Annotated in this window: 16 protein-coding genes; 10 read left to right on the top strand and 6 right to left on the bottom strand. The window is 61.7% G+C overall.

Going from position 1 to position 18291, the window contains the following annotated elements; translation table 11 throughout:
* Positions 1 to 178 precede the first annotated feature (178 nt).
* Positions 179 to 1267 (bottom strand): type I restriction endonuclease, encoded by a 1089-nt coding sequence (locus KIH81_RS11095; RefSeq protein ID WP_214305376.1) that lies wholly within the window; start codon positions 1265 to 1267, stop codon positions 179 to 181.
* A 184-nt stretch (positions 1268 to 1451) separates the two neighbouring features.
* On the opposite strand from KIH81_RS11095, the gene KIH81_RS11090 reads away from it, so the two are divergent.
* Together KIH81_RS11090 and KIH81_RS11085 are read left to right on the top strand one after the other, a co-directional pair.
* Complete coding sequence (locus KIH81_RS11090) at positions 1452 to 1676, top strand: DUF4160 domain-containing protein (RefSeq protein ID WP_214305375.1); 225 nt, start codon at positions 1452 to 1454, stop codon at positions 1674 to 1676.
* A gap of 15 nt (positions 1677 to 1691) precedes the next feature.
* Positions 1692 to 2003, top strand: a complete 312-nt coding sequence (locus KIH81_RS11085) for a DUF2442 domain-containing protein (protein ID WP_214305374.1) — start codon at positions 1692 to 1694, stop codon at positions 2001 to 2003.
* Positions 2004 to 2096: 93 nt separating this feature from the next.
* On the opposite strand, the gene KIH81_RS11080 is transcribed toward KIH81_RS11085, so the two are convergent.
* From KIH81_RS11080 to KIH81_RS11070, 3 genes are all read right to left on the bottom strand, one after another.
* On the bottom strand, positions 2097 to 3368 hold the full coding sequence (locus tag KIH81_RS11080; RefSeq protein ID WP_214305373.1) for an MFS transporter: 1272 nt from the start codon (positions 3366 to 3368) through the stop codon (positions 2097 to 2099).
* A 147-nt stretch (positions 3369 to 3515) separates the two neighbouring features.
* Positions 3516 to 4178, bottom strand: a complete 663-nt coding sequence (locus KIH81_RS11075; protein ID WP_214305372.1) for a TetR/AcrR family transcriptional regulator — start codon at positions 4176 to 4178, stop codon at positions 3516 to 3518.
* A 276-nt stretch (positions 4179 to 4454) separates the two neighbouring features.
* A complete protein-coding gene (locus tag KIH81_RS11070) occupies positions 4455 to 5969 on the bottom strand; it encodes an MFS transporter (protein ID WP_214305371.1) in 1515 nt (504 codons plus the stop codon).
* 148 nt (positions 5970 to 6117) lie between these two features.
* Between KIH81_RS11070 and KIH81_RS11065 the strand changes: the two genes are divergently transcribed.
* From KIH81_RS11065 to KIH81_RS11050, 4 genes are all read left to right on the top strand, one after another.
* Positions 6118 to 6744, top strand: coding sequence for a TetR family transcriptional regulator (locus KIH81_RS11065; RefSeq protein ID WP_214305370.1), 627 nt, complete (start codon positions 6118 to 6120; stop codon positions 6742 to 6744).
* A gap of 178 nt (positions 6745 to 6922) precedes the next feature.
* Positions 6923 to 8581, top strand: coding sequence for a PASTA domain-containing protein (locus tag KIH81_RS11060; protein ID WP_476695651.1), 1659 nt, complete (start codon positions 6923 to 6925; stop codon positions 8579 to 8581).
* A 169-nt stretch (positions 8582 to 8750) separates the two neighbouring features.
* Positions 8751 to 9221 (top strand): hypothetical protein, encoded by a 471-nt coding sequence (locus KIH81_RS11055; protein ID WP_214305368.1) that lies wholly within the window; start codon positions 8751 to 8753, stop codon positions 9219 to 9221.
* A gap of 172 nt (positions 9222 to 9393) precedes the next feature.
* Positions 9394 to 9690: a hypothetical protein gene (locus tag KIH81_RS11050; RefSeq protein WP_338024765.1), complete on the top strand. Its 297-nt coding sequence runs from the start codon at positions 9394 to 9396 to the stop codon at positions 9688 to 9690.
* 19 nt (positions 9691 to 9709) lie between these two features.
* Here the strand turns inward: KIH81_RS11050 and KIH81_RS11045 are convergent, their stop codons facing one another.
* On the bottom strand, positions 9710 to 10372 hold the full coding sequence (locus KIH81_RS11045; protein WP_214305367.1) for a DUF3592 domain-containing protein: 663 nt from the start codon (positions 10370 to 10372) through the stop codon (positions 9710 to 9712).
* A gap of 152 nt (positions 10373 to 10524) precedes the next feature.
* On the opposite strand from KIH81_RS11045, the gene dtd reads away from it, so the two are divergent.
* Positions 10525 to 11010, top strand: coding sequence for a D-aminoacyl-tRNA deacylase (gene dtd / locus KIH81_RS11040; protein ID WP_214305366.1), 486 nt, complete (start codon positions 10525 to 10527; stop codon positions 11008 to 11010).
* A gap of 263 nt (positions 11011 to 11273) precedes the next feature.
* Here dtd and KIH81_RS11035 read toward each other — a convergent pair whose 3' ends face one another.
* Positions 11274 to 12884, bottom strand: coding sequence for a 3'-5' exonuclease family protein (locus KIH81_RS11035; protein WP_214305365.1), 1611 nt, complete (start codon positions 12882 to 12884; stop codon positions 11274 to 11276).
* 301 nt (positions 12885 to 13185) lie between these two features.
* On the opposite strand from KIH81_RS11035, the gene KIH81_RS11030 reads away from it, so the two are divergent.
* The 3 genes from KIH81_RS11030 (at position 13186) to KIH81_RS11020 (ending at position 18091) form a co-directional block, all read left to right on the top strand.
* Positions 13186 to 14016 (top strand): histidine phosphatase family protein, encoded by an 831-nt coding sequence (locus KIH81_RS11030; protein WP_109056656.1) that lies wholly within the window; start codon positions 13186 to 13188, stop codon positions 14014 to 14016.
* Positions 14017 to 14336: 320 nt separating this feature from the next.
* Positions 14337 to 15626, top strand: a complete 1290-nt coding sequence (locus KIH81_RS11025) for a uracil-xanthine permease family protein (protein WP_109056655.1) — start codon at positions 14337 to 14339, stop codon at positions 15624 to 15626.
* A gap of 362 nt (positions 15627 to 15988) precedes the next feature.
* The gene (locus KIH81_RS11020) at positions 15989 to 18091 is read left to right on the top strand and encodes a DEAD/DEAH box helicase (protein ID WP_420829151.1); all 2103 of its coding nucleotides are present in this window, start codon (positions 15989 to 15991) and stop codon (positions 18089 to 18091) included.
* Positions 18092 to 18291 lie beyond the last annotated feature (200 nt).

The following is an 18291-nucleotide window of genomic DNA, read 5'->3' as shown; positions in this document are numbered from 1 at the left end:
GGATGCAACAGTCCCGGCGCTCAAGAAGAGTGGCCGGGACTGTTTGACACTTAAGGCGAGGACGATGCTAATGTCTACGGCGTTTTGTACGTATGCGCTCCTTCATGCATCCGCGCTCTTTGACTCGTCCAAAGGGTGGACGGTTCCGCCGCGACGAGCATGTACGGGTCGGTAGATGTCACTGAGCCAGTAGCTGTTCCACGTCAGTGGCAATCTCATCGGCGAACTGATAGATGCCGTTCAAATCGTCGATGGGTTTGCGCTCGCATTTGTGGTTTTCGTCAAAGAGGCCGATGTACTTCTGCTTCGTATTGAAGAAAAGTCGAACGATGGGCTTGCGATTGTTGTCGTCCAAGAGGATCGCACAGTAGCTTTTCGCGTCGCGCATGGTGACTCGGGCGGGGTCGACAACGCGGCATGCGATGGCCTTGATGATTCGATAGGCTGCGATTTCCTCTTCGGTGGTCACGATGCCGTCGTCGGGTTCCTCGTTGCCCTCTTCCGGCGTGGTATCGGTTTCCTCGGGGTCTGCCGTTCCCATTTTGATGTCGTCGGCTCCGAGCGCGGTTTTGAGTCGGTCGTTGACCTGATCCGAGAGGAATCGCTTTAATGCCTTCTCGACCAAGGGACGGAATTTATCCATGACATTCTGTCGGAATGCGCCGTCATAGACGTGTGCGGCTAGCATCTTGACGAATTCGTCCGAGGGGTTCTTGAACTCGTCTGACACGGCTCTTTTCAGCGCGCCGACGTATTTCAGCTCTTCGGCGCTGTTGGCGATGGATTCAATGTCGAATGCGGGCTTGGTAAGCTTTTTCAGCTCCGGCAGTATGGTTTCGTCGATGTCGAGCAGATCGAGCACGAGAAACGGCTTGGAGTCCATGCGGTTGGGTTCGTCGATGTCCATGTAGAAGTTCCACACCTGACCGTTGGTGAGAACCCCGATGCGCGCTCTTGTGGTGGCGAAGTAGCGGTAGAGCTGGCTGGCGTTTTCGAGGGAGAGCGGGACGCCGATTTTCTTGCATTCGATGAGGATTTGCACCTGGTCGTCGAGCACGAGCGCATAGTCGACCTTCTCGCCCTTCTTCACGCCAACGTCAGCGGTGAATTCGGGCACGACCTCTGTGGGGTTGAATACGTCATATCCGAGCACTTGGCCGATGAACGGCATGATGAACGCAGTTTTGGTTGCTTCTTCGGTTTCGATTGAGTCCTTCAAATCGGCAACTTTGGCTGCGACGGCTTTGATTGCTTCCTCGAATTCCATATGATTCACCTTTCTTGTGCACATGCCGTTCTCAACCCTTGATTTTAACTTATGAGTCGATATCTGATAGAGGAGGGTGTTACTCTGCCGTATGACTATACTCTGAGATAATCCTCTTCTCATATGAGATACCGATTGGGGAAGGAGTTGTGGGAGAACAGATCCTCGGGGTCATCATTCGCAGATGTATCAGGACGAGAGCGAGCATCACAAGCCGCACGTCCATGTGTACTACGGCGATTTCAAGGCATCCATCGGCATCGACGGCGAGCTGCTGGCAGGCTCACTTCCAGCCAAGCAGTACAAGCTGGTGGCCGCATGGCTGGTGCTGCATGAGGATGAGCTGTACAAGGCGTGGAACGAGGCCGTGTCCGGACGTCCGTTCGACCGTATCAAGCCGCTTTCGTGAGGAAGGGAGCCTGTCATGTTCGAGGTAAACGGCATCCTGTATGCGGATGAACCCGCTCAGGAACTGGAAATCCGTTCGGCCCGCGTCACGGATGACCACATCATGCTGGTGACGTTCTCCACCGGCGAGACGCGCCTGTGTGATTTCACCGAAATGTACGACGATGCTCCCGCCTTCGCCCCATTGCGGGATGAGAAGACGTTCGAGGACTTCCGTATCGATCACGGCATCCTGACTTGGTGCGGCGGTGACATCGACATCTCTACCACGTATCTGTACGAACATTCGTACGAATACGCCGCTCATGGCGAACTGGTTGCGGCCTGATGTCGTTAAGCGACATCACACCGAGTTCAAGTTCTCACCAACGCCTAAGCAGTGATTGTCGGGCAGTATCGAGTTTTAGACGGGGAGCATGTCCTAGAACCTTCGCGCTACGTGTGCGACCAATGGCAACATGGCAACGGCCAGCATGAAGGTCATCGCCAGAACCGCTCCCGCTGGGTAAACGCTGTACGCCCAGCCGTATGTGATCTGTCCGAGAGGCTGGGCGCACATGCTCGTGGAGAGTGCGAGCGACATCACCTTGCCGGTCATGTCCTCGGGGCAGCTCATCTGGATCGCCGGCACGGCGATGAGGTTCGCGAGGGTGATGGCGACCATGGTTCCGCAGGTGCTTGCCGTGAGCACCGCAAGGCGCACTCCATCGCCGGCGGGAAGCGCCATAACGAGCGCCTGGGGCAGGATGGTGAGCGAGAAGGCGGCGATTGCCGTCGGAAATCGCCGCTTGGAAAGCGACTTCGCGGCCCGTCCGCCTACAAGCGCGCCGAGCAGTCCGGATACTCCCACGAGACCATATGCAAGACCGTACGCCGTGGAGTCGAACCCCAGCACGGTCCGCACCATGTAGGGGAACCCAACCTCCGCATAGCCCGTCACCAGAAAGTTGAGCGCAGCGCAAAGCAGCACCAGATGCAGTACATGGGGACGCTCGCGAGTGAGGAAACATCCGGCGCGCACAAGATCATCCAAGGCGGAGGTGTGCCCATCGCCACCGCGTTCGGGAGCGCCGAGCCGGATGAAGCACTCCACGACTGCGGCCGTGACGAATCCCACGATGGTGACGCCCATCATGGGCATGGCACCCACCGCCGCGTAGAGCACGCCGCCGAGCACGGCCGGCACGAGCGTGCTCGTCTGGTTCACCACGTTCACCACGGCCATCGCGCGACGCATCACGTCCTCGCCGTGGGAGCGGAACATCTGCGGCAGTGCCGCCTGCACCGTGGGCGTCTCCATGGCATCGAGCACGGCGAGCACCACCTGCATCACGGTGATCGCCGCCAGGTTGAAGCCAGTAGCCGAGAAAATCGCCGCGCAAATGAGCACTGTTACGGCGGAGAGCGCATCGAGCGCCACCATGACGGTCCGGCGGTTCGTGCGGTCTGCCACCACGCCGCCAAGGGGCGAGAGCAGGATTGTGGGCAGGATGCTCGCCGTGAGGATGGAGGCGAATGCCGCGGCCGAGCCGGTCTCGTCAAGCACCCACATGGACATGGCGAACCGCAGCATGAGGTTGGCGAAGAGCGATATGCCGAGACCCGCGACAAGCAGATAGAAGTCGCGTACGCGAAGAGGGTCCGCGGCTTGGTTCATTGATGGCTGTGCCGTGTATTCGGACGTGTTCGTCATCGTGGATTCCTTTTCTGATTACTTAAACAATCTATTCAGACCGACCGTCGGTCTGTTATGATGATAAAAATGCGCCACAGCAAAGGACGCACAAACGTCCTTCCACTTGGGCGCCATAATGTGCAAACCAGCGTGCCCGGGGACGGCTTATGCGGACGCCGTTTCCCCTTCTGGCGTCAGGGCTGTGAGGCCTTTGACCGCTCGTAGGATGAGCGTCTCGTCGAACACCGGTACGCCGATGGCGTTGAGCATTGTGCCGAGGCAGCGGATACGGCGTTCCATGTCGGTGCGGTCGGCGGGATAAAAGCAGGGCATGAGCCAATAGTTGCCGAGGAGCGAGAGCAGTTGCGCCGCCTCCTCGGGATATGCTGTGGGAATCGAGCCGTCCTGCACGCCCATATCGATGAGCGAGCGGAAGGACTCCGGCAGCCTCGTTGACCAGAATCGCATATTCGCGGTAAAGAACGCGGGATCCTTGAGTAGTGCGAGTTGGGATCGAATAAGATCCAAGTGATCGGGGGCGTCCACGGCGGAAATGATGAGTGTACGCAACTTCTCCAACGCGCTCATGTCATCACGCTCGATGAGTTCGTCGAGGAGACGCGCGGTGACGGCCCACTCGTCGGCGTTCAATTGATCAAGGATCGCCTCCTTCGATTTGAAATGGTGATAGAGCCCGCCCTTGGAAAGACCCAGATCGTTCAGGATGTCCTGGATGGATGTCTTCTCGTAGCCCTTCTCGGCGAAGAGCCTTCGCGCGGAATCGAGGATTCGCCGTTCAGTGTCCTCGTGGTGCGTATGGTGCGCCATGATCTCCTCCTTTACTTTCTCTTCCCCAGAGCATACAGACCGTCGGTCGGTCTGTCAAGTGGTCGCATAGACTATCATGCGCTGTGCTTGAATATCCACGACAAGGCAGGGTGAAAAAGACCGACAAACATCGAGCTTCAATTCAATGTGCCTGAGGACAGATACATGACTTTTGACATGACACGATTCCACTGTCTGGATGACTATCCGTCGACTACGCAAGTGCGAGGGAATGGACGGCTGTTGCGGTACGGCAAGTCGGTCGAGTTCAAGTTCTCACCGCGCCGTCTTGCGGGATATGAACGCAACGATTCCGAGGGTGGCGACGATGATCATGGCCGCCGCGGTGAAGCTGCCCGTCATCGCGGATTCATAGGCGCGGGACGCCACCTGTCGTGTCAGATCGCCCGTCGCGTCCGCGAGCTCGGCGGCCTGTTGGAAGTCCAAGGTCACGGAGCCGGCGGATCCCAGGTGCAATCCGGCGGATTGTGCAAGATCGCGGAATCCCGCTACATACAATCCGCTTTGTATGCTGCCGAAGATTCCCACGCCGATAATGGATCCAAATTGGCGAAACACGGTCAATAGACTGGAACCGGCACCGGATTGCTCGATCGGCACCCTGCCCATGGCCCAGGTCAGCATCGCCGGCTGACCGGCCCCCAGCCCGAATCCGGCGATAACCTGGCCAATCAGCACCGTCGATTGCTTCGCCACTTCGTCGGGCCACCACATGGCGGCACCTATCGTCAGCATGCCGCCGGCCAGACATCCCAGTGCCAGTAGGCTTGTGCCACGCGAGCCGATTCGTGACACGATCCAATCGTTCATCCGCGCCCCCGCGATGGATGCGACGACCAACGGCATCAGCAGCATCCCTCCCACCAGTGCGCCGTGACGCAGCACTGTCTCCAGATAGGACGGCATGATGAAGATGGTGCCATACATCGAGAAGTTCAACATCATCAACGCCGGCGCACAGGCCGCGAACGACGGGTCCCGCATCAGCCCGAGTTCCATCAACGGATTGCGGGAGGCGCGGTCATGCAGCACGAATCCCGTTATCAGCATGGAGCCGACCGTCATCGGAATCCAGGCGCTTGTGGACAGAACACCATGTTGTGCATTAACCAGACCGGCGGAAAACAGGGTGAATCCGGCGAACATCATCGCCACCGACATCCACGGCACATGCAATGACCGGGCCTTGTGCAACCCGCTCGTCTGCGGAACGTTCATGTGGATGACGGCGATCACGACGAGAAACACCACGCCGTCGAACCCGAAAATGCCGCGCCATCCCAGCGTTGCGGTGAGCACTCCGCCGACGAGTGGGCCGAACGGCACGCCCAAGGTGCCGGCTATCGCCCATGTGGTCATGGCGCGGGACATCTCGGGGCCGCGGAACAGGATGCCGAGCAGCGCCTGCCCCATCGGGATGACCACGCCGGCACCGGCTCCCATGATCGACCGCGAGACGAGCAGTACCGGCACGTTCCCGGCCATAAGACCAATCGCGGATGCGACGACGAACATGCCCAGGCCGGCAAGCATGGTCTTCAGATGGCCGAGTCTATCGCCAAGGAATCCGGCCAACAGCACCACGGCCGCGAACACGAGATTGTAACTGGAGACGATCCACTGCTGCTCCGCCATGCCCGCTCCGAACGACTCGGCGATGTTCGGCAGCGCCACGTTGAACGCGGTGGTGTTGGTCATCATCACCAGTTCGGCCGCGCATAGGCAGATCAGGGAACGATTCAGACTCCCGTCCTTCGTGTTGTTCATCATCCGACCTTCGCTAAGATACCAGCAAGTTTCTTATAAACCGCACATGATTATAGATATCCGTGAATAAGAAACGCCGTGGTATCTTGTAGTTGTCGGCGTGAACGAGTGTCGAACCCAGTACCCATGCCGCGAATGGAGAAAAGGGCCCATGGAAACGAACACCGAGCCGAAGCAGACACGCCGCCGGGGCAAAGCCTTGGAAGCGGCCATTCTGGAGGCCGCGTGGGAACAACTATCCACCTGCAGTGCCGAAGCATTCACCTTCGATAACGTGGCCACAAGAGCTCATACCAGTAAGCCGGTGCTGTACCGCCGATGGTCGAATCGTACGGAACTGTTCGTGGCCGCCATGAGACAGCACCGCGGCCATGCCGCCATCGAACGTCCGAGCACCGGCACGCTCAGAGGCGACGTCATCTCCATCCTTCTGCAGCTCAACAGCAAGCAGTCCGATGCGGTGATGGTGCTTGCCAAGTTCGGCGTCTACGCCAACTGGCTCGGCGTGAGCGCGCACGAACTTTACGAGCGCACGATGATGAGCGATCGACCCAGCATCATGATGGCCATCGAAAACGCGCGGGCGCGCGGCGACATCACCTGCGAACTACCGGAATCGCTATTGCGCATGCCCGGAGAACTCGGTCGTGCGATCATCCTGAGAGACATGCGTCCCCTATCCGAAGCGGACATCATCGCCACGGTCGACGAGCTGTTCCTTCCGCTCGTGGACCATTACGAACGGCAGGCACGAGCGGCACTGGGCGAACCGCACTGATGCGATTGAATAATCGGGTGCTTTGGTGCTTGAATGGAGGAGGGAAGAGACCTGGCAGAGACGCGGGGAGAGGGGAAACATGATGATCTGTCCGAATTGTCATTCTCGGATGCCGGAGGGCTGCCGGTTCTGCACGAACTGCGGTACGCCGCTGATGGCGGCTCCCGCTCCAAGGCCTGTGCCGTTGCCGGACAATACGGCGACGGTGGTTCCGGTCAAACACGGCCCGGACAAGCTCGTCGTTGCGCTGTCCGCACTGCTGGTGGTTCTGATCGTGGCGGCGATTTCACTGTTCGCCACCTATCGGCTTGAGATGTGGGGTGGCAAGACGCTGCCCAGCGCCGAGACAATCGCCAAACAGGTGGCGGCCAAGACCGGCGTATCGAACGGCAAGGTCCAGGCCAAGGACGTCACCGAGGCGCTGAAGAACAAAGGACTCAACGTCAGGACCGTGCCGGTGTTCTCGGGCGAGGACCGCGGTGCGTTCCTGGGGTACGACGGCATGGAACAGGGGCAGCGCGTGGAGGCCGGCACCACGGTCAAGGTGCGGGAATCGGCCGGTCCCGGCGTGCCCAAGGACACCATCGGCAAGCAGGCCGCGGACGTGGTGGATACGTTCGCGGGCATGAACGTGCCCGTGCACTACAAGAAGGTGCCGGTCAAGGACCCGTCCAAGACGCCGGAGGGGTCGGTGGCGGTCACCTATCCGGCCGCGGGCCAGGGCCTGCCGGACGAGAACAAGGACGACGGCATCTACATCGGCGTGGCCTCCAAGGGCGACGGCATCCCCGTGGACATCATGGGCATGGACCGGAACGAGGCCGTGGACCTGCTGGAATCGCAGGGATATACGGTCGATCTGGAACCGCACTACTCGTCCAAGCAGTACGTGGGCAGGATCTCCGGTTCCTATCCGGGGCCCGGTTCCACACCTGACAAAAGCGATACGGTGACGCTCTACTACGGCGTGGACCAGTCCAGCAACACGAGCCTGCTCACCAAAACGGGCGGCGGCACCCGGTACGCCAGCATGGACTCCGTTCCGATGATCGGCATGTACTGCAAGAGCACGGTGACGGACACCTCCAAGGACTGCATCACCCTCGAACAGACGAGCGGCCCCTGGGACACCGGTTCGGACAACACGTCCCTGCACATCAAGGGCCATGATCTCTCCACCCCGATGGATGCGTTGGGGCTGACCAATTTCTCGCAGGATGTCAGCGGCGCCATGGTCGAGCCGTCGGACAACGTGCCCGAGAACGAAATGCCGATGCGAAACCATCTGCTGCTCAAGGATTGGGGCATGTTCGAACTGTATTCGGGCATGGGACTGCCCAACTGCGGCGATGAGGTGTTCGGCGCCGGCTCGGTCGGGGAATACTGCATCGACGGCAAGTACTACAACGCCTTCGAGAACGGGGACGGCAGCCTGGATCCGCCGGGCGGCTCCGACAACTACAAGGGCCCGACGGGTTCCGTCTACAGGATGAAGGACTTCCTGGTCTACTTCCCGGTCGGCTCCGACCTCGCGGCATTGGAGGATTCCGGATACTTCGACGCCGATTCGCTGGCCAAGGCCAAGAAGCAGAAGGCCGTGGACACGAGCCGTCCGTTCATCCTGCTGCGGGACACAAGCCAGTACGACAAGACCGAGGTGCCGGCCGACGACTACACGACGCCCAATCCGTTCGTTCCGACCAATACCCGATGGAACGGGTACAAGAGCGATCTGGTCAAGATGAAGCCCGCCCCGAGCGATGCGACCGTCTACTACCTGGTCGAACAGGACGGCGACCTCGACTGGAGTTCCCTGCCCGACGCCGACGTCAAATGAGCCAATGCCGCCCACGGACCGTGCCATACAGGTTTCCTGTATCGTGCGTTGCGAATTCGTAATGGATATCGAATAATCGATCGTCGGGCGGCAACGGCATATGCGACGTAGGAAGGCGAGCGGAATCATGGGGCGTACATCGCGTGAGCCAGGTGTAGATTCGGGTGGGATGAAGCGTATCGTCATCGCGATCTGCGTTCTGTTGCTGGCCGTCGGCGCCATAGGGGGAGTGGTCCACTGGTTCGGCAGCCGGTCGGCCGATACGTCGCATGTCGAGTATGCGTTCTCCGCATCCAGCAAGTTCACCGATGCGCAGCTCAAGGCGGCCGGGCATAAGACCGCCGAAGTGTTCTCGGGATTCGCCGGCTGCACCATCGAGAAGATCTCCTACGACGAGCACCGTGCCGACAAACTGCTCGACCTTGAGGACACGGCCAAAGCCGAATCGCCATCCTACGAATCGGCCATCTATGACGCCTACAAGCGCTACGGCAGGAATCGCATCTTCATCGCCACCGTCGACTTCACCTGCGACGGCAGCGATGCGTCGCTGAGTGCCGGCGAACAGTCGATGACCGACTACCTTTATCTCAACGACGATGGCAAGACCTGGATCGAAATCGACCACGGCAACGGCTGATGGGTGGCCAGTTGTCGGCGCGAGTCGCCGGAAACCGCTGCTGAGAGGGGTTGTTGTCGGTTTTCGACTTATTCCAATCCATTGACCGACCGTATGAATCCGGTTACGACCGTCCGCAGGACGATTCTGTGAGCATACAGTCGCATAGCACTTTCGTGGTATCGTCGCGGGTGTGGATCTGAACAACATCGATTTGTCGAACCTGGATTTGTCCGCATTGGATCGGGCGGCGCTATGGTACGGCGGCCTGCCGTCCTCCGCGCAGACGGCGCTCACCCTTGCCGTGGGTGCGGTCGTGGCGTACGTGGCGTTCAAGATCGTGGCCAAGATCATCAAAGGCGTCATCACGTCGGTCATCGTGGCGGTGCTGGCGTTCCTGCTGACCACCGTACCCGGCAACATGATCCTGTCGCACGCCTACGATCGCGTGGAGCAGCAGGTCACGACCAGCCTCTCCCAATCGCGCTGAATGCCCCTATTCAGTACGTTCAGTACGGTAGCTGATCCGGCTCCTTGCTGCTCGGCGTAACAGATGGGCCTGCATGCTTCTGGGAAGGCTTGGGCAAGGACTTCGGATTGACGGATTTTCCTGCGGACGAAATTCCGGATGCTCTACGGCTGCCGGGATTATTGGCCTTATGTATCATCAGCGCCACAGGGAATACGGCGGTGAATGCTAGGCACATCATCACCAAGAGGGACCACAGCACGGAAGCGGCATTGTCGCCCTTCACGATATAACGGCTCGGATCGGCCGGGTCATACAATACCGCGACGGCCTGGCCGACCTTGTATCGCGGCGGAGACGATGCTACCGAGGATTTCTGCTCATACGACTGTCCGTTGACGCTGTACCGGAACACCGGCGTCCATGTATCCGAGGAATCGTCATCGGACTCATCGGCGGGATTCAACACGAGCTGCGTTACGATGCCGTCCGTCAGCTCGGTGCAGTCTCTTTGGAGCTGCACCTCATGGACCAGGGACGGCAAGGCGATCGTCACCAGCATGATCGCGCCGACCAAGCTGAAGAGCCCACAGATGAGAGCCCATGACCATCCCCTCTTGGAGTCGGCCGTGCTGCTGCCAGAAGCATCGCGATGATTGACGGTATTGGTTGGCGCGGATGTGCCGCTCTGCTCCGATGCCATGATTCCTGCTCTCTGTGAGCGCCCGTGATTACTGCAAACGAGGCGACGATGACGTTGCGAAAACCACCTGATTCAAGCGTATCAGCCGGTTCCGGTGCGCTCGCCGGGAATCGGGTACGTCTTGCTTCTCTGGAGATGGCATAATCGGGCGTATGCGAATTGTGATTCAGCGTGTGTCCCACGCCAGCGTGGATGTCGTCAATGATCTGGGGACCATCGATCCCACCTTCGAGCCGCAGCAGATCGGCCCCGGCTACATGATCCTGGTCGGCGTCTTGGATGCCGACGGTGATGCCGAAATCGCCTGGCTCGCACACAAGGTGCTCAATCTGCGCGTCTTCGAGGACGAACAGGGCAAAATGAACCGCTCGATTCAGGACATCGGCGGCGAGATTCTTTCCATCTCCCAATTCACGCTGTACGCCGACGTGCACAAGGGCAACCGTCCCAGCTTCATCAAGGCCGGCAAGCCCGAACACGCGGACATCACGTGGATCAAGTTCAACGAGGCGCTGCGGTCCGGGGGAGTGCCGGTCAGGGAGGGCCGTTTCGGTGCCCACATGCGGGTCGGCCTGGTCAACGACGGACCGGTGACCATCATCGTCGACACCGAAACGGATATGCCGCACAAGGGGTAGCAAAAGGCTCTGTTCAACCAAGGTTGGCGTGAATCCGATGGGACTACCCCTCAGTCGGCTTCGCCTCCGGCTCGTCCTGCAATCAACGACGAACTCCGTTCGCAGCCCATCGGCTCGGCTGTCGCCTCGCACATTGCCTACAAACGGTCCTGCCGTTTGCTTCACGGCAATGTCCTGACAAGGGGAGCCGAGAATAAGGGGGCAGATCGATCTTGGCTGATTTGCTGGCGGCCCCCATTGGACAGGGAATCCTGCAAAAAAGGTCAGTCGTAGATCGGCGTACGGCGCTCGCGTGGGTAGTGGCGGCGATGGTTGACGATACGCTTGCCGCCCACGCCGGCCTTGCCGCCCGGACCCCACGGTCCGCGCGCCTCGGCCTTGAGCTGGGTCAGGTGATGCTTCATGGCCAGCAGCATGATGTGCGTGTCCTCCAGGCCAAGGTGACGTTCCGCGTCATCCTCGCGCAGCGCGCCCTGGCGCTTCGCATAGGCGTCGAGCGTGTTGTCGCCGTCCGGATGACCCTCGCAGGGAATCGACCCCTCATCCCACAGACGGCTCATCGGCAGCGTATCGATGATGGTCACATGGCCGTTGCGGTACGCCTCCGCGTAGCCGGCCACGTTGAGCATGAAGAAGCTGTGCTCGAACGTGGCCATATGCGCCACGAACGGCTGCGAGGTCAGGCGCTTGAGCAGATCTGCCTGTGCGGCCGGATCCTCGTCGAACAGCGGGTACTCATCGCCCGTGCGCTGGCTGATGTCGATGCCGGTCAGCTGGATGATGAACGCATTGCCGTGCCGGGCCGCCTCGGGCGTCACGCCGAACGAGAAACGATGCTGGTCGTAGGCGTCGCCGCCTTGGTAGTAGTCCTTGTCGTAGCTGTAGCCGCTCGGCGCGTCCGCCGGACGGGGCGACTTCATGTTCATGTATTCGAAGCCCACGTCGATGATGTACGCACGGTACGGTTCGGTGCCGTTGGTCTCCAGATCGATGCCCATGACGTTGTCCACGTCGCGGCCGGGCAGGAACACCTCGCGCCAATACTCCTTCGGCGCCGCGGCCATGTGCTCGGCCGTATGCTCGGCGGCCGCATGACGGAACTGCGCGTACCGGGGCTCGGCCACGGCGGTCTCGTCCGTGGCCACCTGCTCCACGCCCGGCACCGCGGGATTGTCGTCATTGATGACCGGCTGTCCCTCGATGAGATAATCCGGGCTGCCGGCGTCCGAACTGGAATCGGCCGGCGCGGACTCGTCGGGACCGGCCTCCACGGAGCCGTACTTCACCTCGTCGGCGTTGATGAGCGCCATCTGACGGTGGTGACGGGCCTCCTCGCGGGCCGCACGGTCGGCCTTGCGCTGTTCGGCGCGCGCGTTGACGATCTCGGCGGTACGGTCCTGGATGTCGTCCACGATCACGCCGTCACGCGCGGCGGTCAGCACCGGCACGGTGACACGCTGGCGATCCTCGTCCGCAACGGTCCACAGCCCTTCGGCCACGCCGCGGTCACGCAGCAGCGCGATCTGGTCGTTGAGGCGCCGGTCCGCGTACGCCAGCGCGCGCGGCAGCTCGTAGGTCTTGATGTGACGGTCGAAATCACGCATGAACACCATGCTCATCTTGGCGATGATCGCCTCAAGCCTGTCGCGGATCTCCAGATCCGTCTTCAGCAGGTCGTGCACGCTCGAATCGGCGCCCGGCTCCAGATCCGCGGGGCCCGCCACGCCGATGCCATGTTCGAGATCGAGAGCACGCACCCAATCCCAATCGATATCGTTGTTATCCGCATCCTTCAACATGATGTACGACCACTGGCCGATGCTTTCCTTGGCGGAGGTCAGCCACGAACGGTCGATATTTGAGTTATTCCCCATGCCTCCCCATCGTAGTGCGTTCCGGTTTCGCCTTCGGCAAGCCGAACGGTCCGGAGGCCGAGCCAAGGCTGAACGGCCGGTGAATTCTTCGGTTCGGCTACGGGCGGAAGCATGCGACGCCCGCGCGTTTCGGATAGGGTGGAGGTCATTGGCTTCCGGCGGATTCGCACGCGGGCAGACCTGCCGACGGCAATCGGCGACGTACGGAACAGGTCCGCGCCCGCATGGCGTGTGGCCTTGCGAATCCGCCGCCGTGGCATTGGAAATTATCGTAATTGTTATAGAGAAACGAGGAACCACCATGAGCATGCCGCTCGATTTGTATGTGATCCGGCATGGCGAGTCCGAGGCGAACGTGATCGTCCAGGCGGGCGAGCAGGGCGACGAATCCCTGTACACGCAGGACAACGTGACCGTGCCCGACCGCTCCTGGCGACTCACCGCCACCGGCCGCAAGCAGGCCGACTGCATCGGCCGCTGGATCGTCAGCCAGCAGCAGCTGTTCGACCGGTACATGGTCTCGCCCTACGTGCGCACGCGCGAGACGGCCGCCACCATGGCCCTGCCCAAGGCCAAATGGGAGGAGAACCGCGTGATCCGCGAACGCTCCTGGGGTGAGATCAACACCATCACCAAGGCCGAATTCAAGAACAACTACGCCCGCAACTGGATGTTCAAGAACACCGACCCGCTCTACTGGCGTCCGCCGGCGGGCGAGTCGATCGCGGACGTGGCCGAGGACCGCGTGCACAACGTGCTGACCTCCCTGAGCCGCAAGTCCGACGCCGAATCCGTGGTGATGGTCACGCACGGCGACTTCATGCTGGCCCTCATGCTGACCATCGAGGACCTTTCGGACGAGGAGTTCCTGCATCGCGCCGACTCGGACGACTGGAAGATCACCAACTGCACCTGCCTGCACTACACGCGCCGCGACCCGGAGACCGGCCGCACCTCCAAGCGCGTGCGCTGGGAGCAGACCGCCCGTCCCGTGCTGGACGAGGAGACCGGTCGCTGGGAGGTCAAGGTGGAGCCGTGGCGCGAATTCAAGCGCCCGTACCTGTCCAACGGCGACCTGGTGGACGTGGTGCGCACCGTGGACCCGCATCTGCTGGAGTATTACGGCAAGTAGCGGGCGGTCGGACGGCATCCCGCGTCCGCATCGGTAACGGATTGGGACGATGAGGACGAGTCTGCCTTGGCGGGGACTGTATGTTCGCGGTCCAACGATGAGGCCGCGAACATACAGTCCGTTATGACGCTCCTAAAGACTGTATGTTCGCGCGAGGTTCGTGAGCGCGCGAACATACAGTCTTTTTCTTATCTGCCGCACCGGCGCGCAGCCGACTCGTCGGGATGAAATGTGCGGGAGCCGTGAACAGGCTAGAATGGCGGACAGCGTGCGGCCGGCGGTATGGCCGCGCCCCCAAGCCAAGAGCGAGGAGAGAAGTAATGTCCAACATATTCCAATGGCAGTTGCACGGTGACGGCAAGACGCTGCACCCGGGCGAGGTGGTCGAGCCCGACGAGCGACTGACCTGGGTGCGCACGGCGGGTATCGGCGCCCAGCACGTGATCGCCATGTTCGGTGCCACCTTCCTGGTGCCGATCCTCACGGGCTTCGACCCGTCCACCACGCTGTTCTTCACGGCCATGTCCACCGCGCTGTTCCTGCTCATCAACAGGAACGTGCTGCCGAGCTACCTCGGCTCGTCCTTCGGCTTCATCGCGCCGATCACCGCCGTCACCACGGCGAACAAGGGCATCGCCGTGGCCAGCTTCGGCATCATGATCACCGGTATCCTGCTGGCCCTCGTGGGCGTGCTCGTGCATTACGCGGGCGCCAAGTGGATCGACATCATCATGCCTCCGGTCGTCAACGGTGCCATCGTGGCCATCATCGGCTTCAACCTGGCCCCCTCCGTGTGGACCAACTTCCAGGCCGCGCCGGACACCGCCGTGGTGACCCTGCTGGCCGTGCTGCTCGTGGCCGTGCTGTTCAAGGGTCTCATCGGCCGACTCAACATCCTCATCGGCGTGCTCATCGGCTACATCTACGCCTGCATCCGCGGCCAGGTCGACTTCTCCGCCATCGCGGACGCCGGCTGGATCGGCTTCCCGAAGTTCCATCTGCCGCAGGCCGACTTCTCCATCCTGCCCATGTTCATCCCCGTGGTGCTCGTGCTCGTGGCCGAGAACGTGGGCCACGTCAAGTCCGTGGCGCAGATGACCGGCCGTGACTACGACAATCAGATCGGCACCGCCCTCATGGCCGACGGCCTGGGCACCACGCTCGCCGGTCTCGGCGGCGGCTCCGGCACCACCACCTACGGCGAGAACATCGGCGTGATGGCCGCCACCAAGGTCTACTCCACCGCCGCCTACTGGTGCGCCGCCGCGTTCGCGCTCATCCTCTCGCTGTGCCCGAAGTTCGGCGCCGTCATCAACACGATTCCCGCCGGCGTGCTCGGCGGCGTGACCACCCTGCTCTACGGCATGATCGGCATGATCGGCATCCGCATCTGGGTGGAGAACAAGGTCAACTTCGACAAGCCGCTCAACATCATGGTCGCCGCCATCACGATGATCATCGCCATCGGCCAGTTCGCATTCACCGTCTCCGGCATCTCGTTCAACGGCATCGCCATTGGTACCATCGTGATCCTGGTCGCCTACCACGGCCTCAAGGCCATCGGCAAGGCCACCGGCACCATCGAGAAGAACGATCCGGACATCCTGTAGTCCGCCCGCCGGGTGCATCACAATACCCCCGAGAAGTAAGCCCACGGTGTGGTTCCGGTCCGCACCGTGGGCTTTGTTTTGGCTCCATAAACCAAGATTGACATGGGCCTTCATTCTCGGCTCCCCTTGTTAGGGGAGCTGTCGGCAGAGCCGACTGAAGGGTAGTCAGACATGGATTCATATCAATCTTGGTTTAACGGAGCCTGTGTTTTTGGGGCGTGATACCGCAAAGCGAGCCAGCAAAGTAGGGGGCTTGGGCTAGGCTCGGGTGGTTTGCATTTCTTACGCGATCATTATGCGTACCTGTACCATGAAAGGCCACTGTGCCCCATAACGATGTTGATGATTCCCGCAGCCCGATGATGCCCATTACCGGCACATATGCCGACTCGGACGCGGATACTGATGATATGAACGGCGGCGAGGACACCGCCCCCACCTTTGGCGAACTTGGCGTGCCCGGCCCGCTTGTGCGCGTGCTCGCCGCCGACGGCAAGAAGACCGCATTCCCCATCCAGTCCGACACCCTGCCCGATTCGCTCGCCGGCCGCGACGTGCTCGGCCGCGGCCGCACCGGCTCCGGCAAAACGCTCGCCTTCTCCATCCCGCTGGTCGCGCGACTCGGCTCCTATGATTCGCTCGGCGAGATCGCCATGAGCGAGTTCCGCCGCGAGATGAAGCGTCGCAAGCAGGCACGTCTCGAGGAACGCCAGTCCGACGATTTCCTGCCGCACCCGCGCGGTCTGGTGCTGGCTCCCACGCGCGAGCTCGCCAACCAGATCAACGATGTGCTCCTGCCGCTGGCCCGCATGTATGGCATGACCACCACCACCATCTACGGCGGCGTCAAATACACCCGCCAGATTCGCGACCTCAACGCCGGCGCGGACATCCTGGTGGCCTGCCCGGGCCGACTGGAGGACCTGTTGCATCAGAAGGCGCTCACGCTCTCCAGCGTCGAGGTCGTGGTGATCGACGAGGCCGACGAAATGGCGGACATGGGCTTCCTGCCGCCCGTCAAGCGTCTGCTCGAACAGATTCGCCCCGACGCCCAGCACATGCTGTTCTCCGCCACACTCGACCACGGCGTGGACGAGGTGGTGAACCTCTTCCTGCACGACCCCAAGGTGCACAGCGTGGACGAGCCCAGCGCGGACTCCGATCTCATGACCCACCATGTGTTCGAGGTCACGAGGGCCGAAAAGCCCGCGATCGTGCGTGCGCTCGCCTCCGGCACCGAACAGCGCATCCTGTTCACGCGCACCAAGTTCCAGGCCAAGAAGCTGGCCAAGAGCCTGACGCAGAGCGGCATCCCCGCAGCCGAACTGCACGGCAACCTCAACCAGAACCAGCGCGACCGCAACCTGGCCGCCTTCGAATCCGGCGACGTGCATGTCCTGGTGGCCACCGACGTGGCCGCGCGTGGCATCGACGTGTCCGGCGTGGACCTCGTGGTGCAGGTCGAGCCGCCGGACGATCCGAAGTCGTTCGTGCACCGCTCCGGCCGTACCGCCCGTGCGGGCCGTACCGGCGACGTGGTGACTCTGGTGCTGCCCGAGCAGCGCCGAGATGCACGCCGCACGCTGAAATTCGCCGGCATCAAGGTCAAGCCGATGGCCGTGACGCACGATTCGCCCGAAGTGACCGAACTCGTGGGCGAGACCGCGCCCGCCGTGTACGGATGGAACCTGGACAAGTCGCAGCCCGTGGGCGGTCAGCGCCGTGGCGGGGGAGCGAAGCAGAGCCAGTCCGGTACAGGCAAGGGCAAGCAGAAGAACAAGGTCGATGCCGCCGAGCAGGCCGAGCGTGCCCGCCGCGCCGAACAGGAGGACAAGGCCCGCAAGAAGGAGCGCAGGCGCCGTCGTGCGGCCGAACGTGCCGAGCGTGCCGCCCAGGCGAATCTTGCGCAAATCGAAGGCGAGTCCGTCGACTTCGACAAGAACGGCGAGTACCGTGATTCACGCCGTAACAGCCGTAACGAGCACTCCGCTCGCGATGAGCGTGACGATAGGGGCGCCCGCAAGACACAGCCGAACAGGAACCGCGCCGGACGTCGGGCGCACCTGAGCGATCCGCAGGCCGAACGCCGCGATTATCTGTTCGAACATCCCGAGGAGCGTCGCGGGGGCCGGCCGGACGTGACCGGCAAGCGCAGGAAGGATCGCAGCGAGGACGAGCGCCAGCGCGACGGCCAGCGCCGTGGCGAGAACCGTCGCGACATCGAGCGTGGCGAAACCGGGCGGCCGGGCAAGCGACGCAACGGCGAAGGCGGTGGCAAGCGCATCCATCGCAAGGACGAGAACCGCATCATCGTCGACGAGCGCGGCGAGGCCGCGAAGCGTCACGAGCGTCGCATGATGGCCAAGTACGGCAATACGGAGGGGCCGCAGCGCCGCCATTCCAAGCACGGCAAGACGCATCGCGCGCCCTTCCGCATGGGCGGCACCCGCAACGGCCGGAGGTAGAACGGCATAGCTTTTGGCTCTGGTACGCCAAGATCGGCGCGGCTCCGATGGGACTACCCCTCAGTCGGCCTCACCGACAGCTCCCCTGACAAGGGGAGCCGAGAAATAAGAGCCCCGCCAATTGTGGTGTGCCGGAGCTTACTTTTGGCTCCCCCCCTATGAGGGGAGCTGCCGTCGAAGACGGCTGAGGGGAGCCGGAC

The organism is Bifidobacterium miconisargentati, assembly GCF_019331675.1.
Lineage (GTDB): Bacteria > Actinomycetota > Actinomycetes > Actinomycetales > Bifidobacteriaceae > Bifidobacterium > Bifidobacterium miconisargentati.
The sequence above is the reverse complement of the archived record's forward strand: the minus strand, read 5'-3'. Positions and strand labels throughout refer to the sequence as shown.